This is a genomic window from Streptomyces sp. JJ36 (genome assembly GCF_021696945.1).
Classification (GTDB): domain Bacteria; phylum Actinomycetota; class Actinomycetes; order Streptomycetales; family Streptomycetaceae; genus Streptomyces.
The window spans coordinates 1-687 of record NZ_JACYHE010000183.1 but is presented as its reverse complement, the minus strand read 5'-3'; the positions used below and the strand labels follow the sequence as shown (position 1 = coordinate 687).

The window sequence follows — 687 nt, the reverse complement described above, 5'->3', positions numbered from 1 at the left end:
GCCGTGGTGGCGGTGCTGGCGCCGTTGCTGGGCGCGGGGCCGGCGGTGCCGGCGGACGGTGGTGGTGCGGGGGGTTCCGGGGGGTTGCAGGAGGCGTTCGGGCGGGCTGCCGAGCGGTACGGGGTGCCGGAGAGCGTGCTGCTGGGTGTGTCGTATCTGCAGTCCCGGTGGGACGGGCATGCGGGGGCGGCGAGTGTGTCGGGCGGGTACGGGCCGATGCATCTGACGGATGCGCGGGCGGCGCTGGCGGCGGCGGGTGCGGGGCATCACCACGGTGCGGGGCATCACCACGGTGCGGAGGATCCGCGGGGTGATGCGCGGCGGCCGTGGCCGGGGCGTGCTGCCGCTTCGGGGTCCGCGGACTCGGTGTCCGCGACGACGGGGGCGCCGGCGGGGCGGGTGCCGGAGCGGTTGCGGACGTTGCCGGAGGCGGCGGAGCTGACGGGGTTGTCGCGGGCGCGGTTGCGCCGGGATCCGGCGGCGAACGTGGCGGGGGGTGCGGCGTTGCTGGCGCGGGCGCAGCGGGAGCTGGGGTTGCCGGCGAGTGCGGATCCGGGGGCGTGGTTCGGGGCGGTGGCGGCGTATGCGCGGGCGGGTGACCGGGCGGCGGCGCGGGCGTTCGCGCGGGAGGTGTTCGCGGTGATCCGGCAGGGCGCGCGGCGGACCACCGACAGCGGGCAGCGGGTG

At 78.7% G+C, this 687-nt stretch carries 1 pseudogene; it reads left to right on the top strand.

The window, feature by feature from the left end:
* Nucleotides 1–3: 3 nt before the first annotated feature.
* Nucleotides 4–687: pseudogene (locus HOY81_RS27085) on the top strand (N-acetylmuramoyl-L-alanine amidase); the annotation flags it as partial.